Here is a 7,639-nt window from a genome sequence, read left to right on the forward strand (position 1 = left end):
CTCGGCCAGGGCCGCGCGATCGCGCGTCAGGTGCTCGCCCTCCGCTGCTGCGGCAGCCATGTCGGCCTTCGCGGCGGCGGTCAGCTGCGCGCCCTCGGACTGGGTCTGGTCGATCAGCGCCTGTTGGGCGTCGACGGCCGCCTGCGCCTCTTCGACGCGCGCCATCACCTCGAGCTCGGAATCCTCGAGCACGGTGATGCGCCGGCCGAGGCTCTCGATCTCGTTCTCGAGCGCCTGCGCCTGCTTCGGATCGGTGGCGACGGCGAGCCGCTCCGCATCCTTGTCGCGGCGCTGCGCGGCGAGGTGGACGTCGGACTCCAGCCGCTTCAGTTCGGCGTTCGCGTCGTCGAGCACGCCGGCGAGGCCGGCCAGCTCACCGAGCTGCTGCTGGCGCAGAGCGGCGAGCTCGTTGATGCGAGCACCCTGCGCTGGGGTGGTGCGGGCGCGCTCCGCCTGCGCGATCTTCCGATCGAGGTCGGCGATGTCGAGGAGGCGGCGCTGGTGCTCGGGGCTGGCTTTCACTCCTCAAACCTAACCCGTCAAGATGACCCCGTCGACGTACAGCCAGAGCCCGCCTTCGCGCACGAAACGGCTGCGCTCGCGCAGCGTGCCTCGCCCGTGCTCATCACGGTAGAAGGCCTCGAACTCGACCACGCCGCGGTCATCGAACGGTCCGCCGTGCTTCTGATCGAGGATGTCGAGGCGCTGCCAGCGGATGCCGTCGTCGAGATCGAGACGGTCCGGGCGGGTGGACGGGTGCCAGGTGCGCAGCAGATGCTCCGCGTCGGCTGTCGCGAACGCCGTGAACCGGGATCGCATCAGGCGCACGGCGGTCGGCGCCGATCCGGATGCCAGCACCGGGCCGCAGCAAGATCCGAACACATCGCCGCTCGTGCAGGGGCATCGCTGATCGCTCGCGGGTCTCGACATGCACCCATGCTGACACGCGAGTCCTGCCCGGATGCGGCCATAGGCTGAGCCTGACCGACGATCCGGAGGACCTCCATGACCGCTGTTCCCGTCTTCACCGCCCACAACGGATTCCCGCTGCCCGCCGTGGGGCTGGGCACGTACCGGCTCAACGGCGAGGCCGGCGCGCAGTCGGTCGCCGCGGCGATCGGCCTCGGCTACCGCCTGATCGACTCGGCGTTCAACTACGAGAACGAGGGCGCCGTGGGCGCCGGAGTGCGGGCATCCGGAATCGACCGCTCCGAGATCATCGTCACCACGAAGCTGCCGGGCCGGCATCACGAGACCGACAAGGCGCGCACCAGCATCGAGGAGAGCCGGTTCCGTCTCGGGCTGGATGCCACCGACCTGCACCTCATCCACTGGCCCAACCCCCTCACCGGCCGGTACGAGCAGGCGTGGCAGGCTCTGGTCGACGCGCAGCAGCGCGGCACCGTGCGCCAGATCGGCGTGTCCAACTTCCTTCCCGAGCACCTCGAGCGCATCGAGACGGCGACGGGCGTGCGGCCGGTGGTGAACCAGATCGAGGTGCATCCCTACTTCCCGCAGGAGGAGGCGCTCGCGTTCCATGCCGACCGCGGCATCCTCACCGAGGCGTGGTCGCCGCTCGGCCGTGCACGGCAGGTGCTCGATGAGCCCGTCATCGTCGAGATCGCCGAACGTCACGGCATCTCCCCCGTGCAGGCGATCATCGCCTGGCATGTCGCCAGGGGCACCGTGTCGATTCCGAAGGCCTCTTCACCCGAGCATCAGCGCACCAATCTCGAGGCGGCGTCCGTCGTGCTCGACGCCGCTGAGGTCGAGGCGATCACCGGGCTCGGTCGCGCAGACGGGCGGCTCTTCGACGGCGACCCGGCCACGCACGAGGAGATGTGAGTTCCGGATGCCCCTGACCGTTCTCAGCGAGGCCCTGCACCCGACCGATGCCGCCATGCGGCCATGACCTTCTTCGAACAGGCGCCGATGGGCAGCCCCGCCTCCCGCAGACGACGATCCGTCGTCGGGCGCATCAGCACAGCAGCGGTGCTCGTCGTACCCGCGGCGAGCACCGTCGGCGGGTTGTGGCTGATGTCGCAGGACTCGAAGGCCGACGAGCCGCTGCTCGAGCGGATCTTCCCCGCGCTTGCCGCACCCGCACCGCCGCTGAGCGCGGAGTTCGCCGACCTCGCCGACCGGATGATGCTGACCGCGGAGGGCAGGGAGGTCTTCGCCTTCACGCAGCCGCGCTATGCCGACGCCGACGAGATCGCCGAGTTCTGCGGCGATGAATCCCACGACCCCGAGAATGAGTCCACGCTCGGCTGCTTCACGGGTTTCGAGCAGTCGCGCGCCCAGGATCGGATCTTCGTCTACCGTCCCACCGACGAGCGCCTCGCCCAGTCGACGGTGACCACGGCAGCCCACGAACTGCTGCACGCGGTGTACGCACGCATGTCGTCCGAGGAGAAGACGCAAGTCGCAGAGCTGCTGTCCGCAGCGACCGCGCTCGTGCCTGCCGACGATCCCGTCCACGATCAGATCGCCGCCTCGATGAACGGCGACGACGAGAAGCGGGCCACCGAGCAGTTCGCCTACCTCGGGTCGCAGGTGCACCCCGACATCGGATTCACCGCCGAGTTGGAGCAGATCTACGCACGCACGTTCACCGATCGTGGCGCGCTCGTCGAAATGCACCGGCGAGCCGTCGCCGTACTCGAAGATGTCCGGGCGGCGGTCGCCCGCGCCTGGGGTGACGTCGCGGCAGCCGAGCAGGCCAATGCGCAGACGCGCGCTCAGCTGGAGGCGGACGCCGACGCGCTCTCGAAGGCCGCGGCGCGCTTCGCCGACGATCGTGCCGAGTTCGAGGCGACGAACTCCGAGGACCGAGCGCGGTGGCGGGTCACTCTCACCCCCGTGGGCGGTGAGCCGATCACGATGTCGTGGGAGGAGTCGATCACCTATCGCGACGAGGATCTGAACCGCATCCGGGGTGAGCACCACGCACGCCGCATCGAGCTCGAACTCGCCGAGGCGGAGGCTGCGCGGCTGCGAGCCGATACGCAGGCCCTGCAGGATGACGCGCTCGCTCTGCTGCGCGACGCGTATCCCGGCCAGACGTTCGAGGGCTGAAGCGCACAGGGCGCCGAGACGGAGGACGGTGGGCCCTGCCGGGATCGAACCGACGACATCCACGGTGTAAACGTGGCGCTCTACCAGCTGAGCTAAAGGCCCTGGTACCCCCATTCTACGGTGCGGAATTTGCGGAACACGTCTTCGGAACGGATATAGGCTGACCACAGCGCGCGTTGTGCGGTGCCGACAAGGCCCGACCGCGGCGCATCCCGTTTCCTTGGCACGACCTGCCAGCTTGACGAAAGGCTCCACGTGACCGTCCACGATCAGGATCCGTACTCCCAGGCACCTCTGGACAGCGACCCAGAGGAGACCGGCGAGTGGCAGCAGTCGCTCGACGAGCTGGTGGATGCGAAGGGTCCCGGCCGCGGCCGGGAGATCATGCTCAGCCTCCTGAAGCGCTCGAAGGAGCGTCACCTCGGCGTGCCGATGGTGCCGACCACCGACTACATCAACACGATCGCCGCGTCGAACGAGCCGGAATTCCCCGGCGACGAGGAGAACGAGCGCCGGTACCGCCACTGGATCCGGTGGAACGCGGCCATCACGGTGCACCGCGCGCAGCGCCCCGGCATCGGCGTCGGCGGGCACATCTCCACCTATGCGGGCGCAGCGTCGCTGTACGAGGTCGGCTTCAACCACTTCTTCCGAGGCCAGGACCACCCGAGCGGCGGCGACCAGATCTTCATCCAGGGCCACGCCTCCCCCGGCATCTACGCCCGCTCTTTCCTCGAGGGGCGCCTGAGCGAAGCCGACATGGACGGCTTCCGTCAGGAGAAGTCGCACGCCGGCCATGCCCTCCCGTCGTACCCGCACCCGCGGTCGATGCCCGAGTACTGGCAGTTCCCGACCGTGTCGATGGGCCTCGGCCCGATCAACGCGATCTACCAGGCGCAGGCGAACAAGTACCTCACCAACCGCGGGATCAAGGACACCGGCGATCAGCACGTCTGGGCCTTCCTGGGCGACGGCGAGATGGACGAGGTCGAGAGCCGCGGACAGCTGCAGGTGGCCGCCAACGACGGCCTCGACAACCTCACGTTCGTGATCAACTGCAACCTGCAGCGTCTCGACGGTCCGGTGCGCGGCAACGGCAAGATCATCCAGGAGCTCGAGTCGTTCTTCCGCGGTGCCGGATGGAACGTCATCAAGGTCATCTGGGGCCGGGAGTGGGACGACCTGCTCGCCCGCGACACCGACGGCGCTCTCCTGAACATCATGAACGCCACCCCTGACGGCGACTACCAGACGTACAAGGCCGAGTCCGGCGCGTACATCAGGGAGAACTTCTTCGGCCGCGACGAGCGGGCCGCTGCACTGGTCAAGGACCTCTCGGACGACGAGATCTGGCATCTGCGCCGCGGTGGTCACGACTACCGCAAGGTGTACGCGGCCTACAAGTCGGCGATGGAGCACAAGGGCCAGCCGACCGTCATCCTGGCGAAGACCGTCAAGGGCTACGGTCTCGGACCGCACTTCGAGGGCCGCAACGCGACCCACCAGATGAAGAAGATGACGCTGGACAACCTCAAGACGTTCCGCGACACCATGCAGATCCCGATCACGGACGCGCAGCTGGAAGAGAACCCGTACCTGCCCCCGTACTACCACCCGGGCAAGGACGACGAGACCATCCAGTACATGCTGGAGCGTCGCCGCAGCCTCGGCGGCATGATCCCGGAGCGTCGCACGAAGCACACGTCGATCACGCTGCCCGAGGAGTCGACCTACGCGCTGCCGCGCAAGGGCTCCGGCACCCAGGAGATCGCCACGACGATGGCCTTCGTCCGTCTGCTGAAGGACCTGCTGCGGGCGAAGGACTTCGGCAACCGCATCGTGCCGATCATCCCCGACGAGGCGCGCACGTTCGGCATCGACGCGTACTTCCCGACCGCGAAGATCTACAACCCGAACGGCCAGCACTACACGTCCGTCGACCGCCAGCTGCTGCTCGCGTACAAGGAGAGCCCGCAGGGGCAGATCGTGCACGTCGGCATCAACGAGGCCGGCGCCATGGCCGCCTTCACCGCCGCGGGCACGTCGTACTCCACGCAGGGCGAACCGCTGATCCCGATCTACATCTTCTACTCGATGTTCGGCTACCAGCGCACCGGAGATGCGATGTGGGCTGCGGGCGACCAGATGGCACGCGGATTCATCATCGGCGCCACCGCGGGACGCACGACGCTGACCGGTGAAGGCCTGCAGCACGCCGACGGTCACTCGCCGCTGCTGGCGTCCACCAACCCGGCGACCGTGTCGTACGACCCCGCCTACGGCTACGAGATCGCCCACATCGTGCGCTCGGGTCTCGAGCGGATGTACGGCGGATCCCACCCCGACCCCGACGTCATGTACTACATCACGGTGTACAACGAGCCGCTGGTGCAGCCGGCCGAGCCGGAGGATGCCGACATCGACGGCATCATCCGCGGCATCCACCGCATCAAGCCGGGCACGGGCGAGGGCCACAAGGCCCAGCTGTTCGCCTCGGGCGTCGGCGTGCCGTGGGCTCTGGAGGCCCAGCAGCTGCTGCAGCAGGACTGGGGCGTCAGCGCGGATGTGTGGTCGGTCACGTCGTGGAGCGAGCTGCGCCATGACGGACTCGCCGTCGACGAGCACAACTTCCTGCACCCCGAGGAGGAGCCCCAGACGGCATACCTCACGCAGAAGCTGCAGGGCGCGGAGGGCCCGGTCGTCGCGGTCAGCGACTTCATGCACGCGGTGCAGGACCAGATCCGTCCGTGGGTGCCGAACCGGTACTACACGCTCGGCGCCGATGGCTTCGGATTCTCGGACACCCGTGCGGCAGCGCGACGCTTCTTCAAGATCGACGGTCCGTCCATGGTGGTCCGCACCCTGCAGGCGCTGGCTGACGAGGGCAAGGTCGACCGCTCGGTCATCGGTCAGGCGATCGAGAAGTACCGTCTGTTCGACGTGAACGCCGGCACCAGCGGGAACGCGGGCGGCGAGAGCTGATCCTGTGAGCAGTACCGCCCAGCAGGCCATGGACAAGGCCGCCACGCTCTCCTGGCTGCGCCGGATCTCCGGCGACATCGCCACGGTGACGATCAAGCGGCTCGAGGACACCCTGCCCTGGTACGCCGACATGCCACCGGCCCGACGCTCCGCCGTCGGGCTGGTGGCCCAGGCCGGCATCACATCCTTCATCCAGTGGTACGAGGATCCGACATCGACCCCCTGGATCGCCGCCGACATCTTCGCCGCCGCTCCACGCGAGCTGCTGCGCAGCGTCAGCCTGCAGCAGACTCTGCAGCTGATCCGTGTCACGGTCGAGGTCACCGAGGAGCGGGTGGCCGGTCGCGGCGAGGACCTGCGCGAGGCGATCCTGCTGTACTCGCGCGACGTCGCCTTCGCGTCCGCTGACGTGTACGCCCGCGCCGCCGAGGCGAGGGGACTGTGGGATGCCCGGCTCGAGGCGCTCGTCGTCGATTCGATCCTCACCGGTGAGGCCGACGAGGAGCTGCCCAGTCGCATCGCCGCGCTCGGCTGGCACGGCCATGGCGAGGTCAGCGTCCTCGTCGGCACGACTCCCCCGCAGTTCGACGTGGACCTGGTCCGTCGCACCGCCAGGCGCATGTCGGTCGATGTGCTGATCGGCGTGCAGGGCTCGAGACTCGTGCTCGTGATCGGGCGGGCGCGTGTGCCCGGCAAGGAGGACGAGACCGAGGACCTGCCGTTCAGCGAGATCGCGCTGCGCCTGGAGCCCTCGTTCGGCCCCGGTTACGTGGTGCTCGGCCCGCCGGTGACCGCCCTCGTCGACGCCGGGCAGAGTGCCCGTGCGGCGCTCGCCGGCTTCGCGGTCGCTCGCGCGTGGCGCGGCGCGCCACGCCCGGTCGAGGCGGACGACCTGCTGCCCGAGCGCGCCCTGGCCGGTGACTCCCTGGCCAAGCAGACGCTCATCGAGCGGATCTTCCGCCCCCTGCAGGCGCATTCCACCGACCTCGTGACGACGCTGTGGAGCTATCTCGACAACGGCCGCTCGCTCGAGGCGACCGCGCGCGAGCTGTTCGTGCACCCGAACACGGTTCGCTACCGGCTCAAGCGCGTGACCGAGGTGATCGGCTGGGACGCGACCGGTCCGCGCGAGGCCCTGATCCTGCAGACGGCCCTGATCCTCGGCTCGATCGGCACGACAGAGCCTGCCAGGCGTCGTGCCGTGACGCGGCGTCGCTGAGTCGTCAGGGACTTACCGCACGGGAGATGTGCGCCACGCACAATCGATTCACTGATTGTTGTGATGTTTCATCCACCACCATCGTCCGATCGTTGGCAGACTGGTCTGGTGATCGTCGTCGCCTCGCCCGGACAGGGCTCCCAGACCCCCGGCTTCCTCGCTCCCTGGCTCGAGCTGGACGGCGTCGCCGACCGGCTGGCCGCATATTCCGAGGCCGCCGAGGTCGACCTGATCGCCCACGGCACCGAAGCGGACGCCGACACCATCCGCGACACCCGCATCGCGCAGCCGCTCATCGTCGCCGCCTCGCTGATCGCCGCCGAGCAGCTGACCCTGCGCGCCGAACGGCGTCCCGACGGG

General features: G+C 68.7%; 6 protein-coding genes, 1 tRNA gene and 1 pseudogene. 5 read left to right on the top strand and 3 right to left on the bottom strand.

What is annotated here, in order from left to right; genetic code table 11:
* Together RT309_RS12465 and RT309_RS12470 are read right to left on the bottom strand one after the other, a co-directional pair.
* A partial coding sequence (locus tag RT309_RS12465; protein WP_313357495.1) for a DNA-binding protein occupies positions 1–522 on the bottom strand: 522 nt, incomplete at its 3' end.
* Between the two features lie 9 nt (positions 523–531).
* Positions 532–930 (bottom strand): YchJ family metal-binding protein, encoded by a 399-nt coding sequence (locus RT309_RS12470; RefSeq protein ID WP_313357497.1) that lies wholly within the window; start codon positions 928–930, stop codon positions 532–534.
* 75 nt (positions 931–1,005) lie between these two features.
* Here RT309_RS12470 and RT309_RS12475 point away from each other — a divergent pair, with 75 nt between their 5' ends.
* Both RT309_RS12475 and RT309_RS12480 read left to right on the top strand, forming a co-directional pair.
* Complete coding sequence (locus RT309_RS12475) at positions 1,006–1,845, top strand: aldo/keto reductase (RefSeq protein WP_313357499.1); 840 nt, start codon at positions 1,006–1,008, stop codon at positions 1,843–1,845.
* Positions 1,846–1,908: 63 nt separating this feature from the next.
* Positions 1,909–3,078, top strand: coding sequence for a hypothetical protein (locus RT309_RS12480; RefSeq protein ID WP_313357501.1), 1,170 nt, complete (start codon positions 1,909–1,911; stop codon positions 3,076–3,078).
* A 29-nt stretch (positions 3,079–3,107) separates the two neighbouring features.
* Here the strand turns inward: RT309_RS12480 and RT309_RS12485 are convergent.
* Positions 3,108–3,180 (bottom strand) — tRNA-Val (locus RT309_RS12485).
* Positions 3,181–3,333: 153 nt separating this feature from the next.
* Between RT309_RS12485 and aceE the strand changes: the two genes are divergently transcribed.
* The 3 genes and pseudogenes from aceE to RT309_RS12500 all read left to right on the top strand — a co-directional run.
* Positions 3,334–6,060, top strand: coding sequence for a pyruvate dehydrogenase (acetyl-transferring), homodimeric type (gene aceE, locus RT309_RS12490; protein ID WP_313357502.1), 2,727 nt, complete (start codon positions 3,334–3,336; stop codon positions 6,058–6,060).
* Positions 6,061–6,088: 28 nt separating this feature from the next.
* The gene (locus RT309_RS12495; protein ID WP_313357504.1) at positions 6,089–7,279 is read left to right on the top strand and encodes a helix-turn-helix domain-containing protein; all 1,191 of its coding nucleotides are present in this window, start codon (positions 6,089–6,091) and stop codon (positions 7,277–7,279) included.
* Between the two features lie 108 nt (positions 7,280–7,387).
* Positions 7,388–7,639: pseudogene (locus tag RT309_RS12500) on the top strand (ACP S-malonyltransferase); the annotation flags it as partial.

The organism is Microbacterium sp. (assembly GCF_032084865.1).
Taxonomy (GTDB): Bacteria; Actinomycetota; Actinomycetes; order Actinomycetales; family Microbacteriaceae; genus Microbacterium.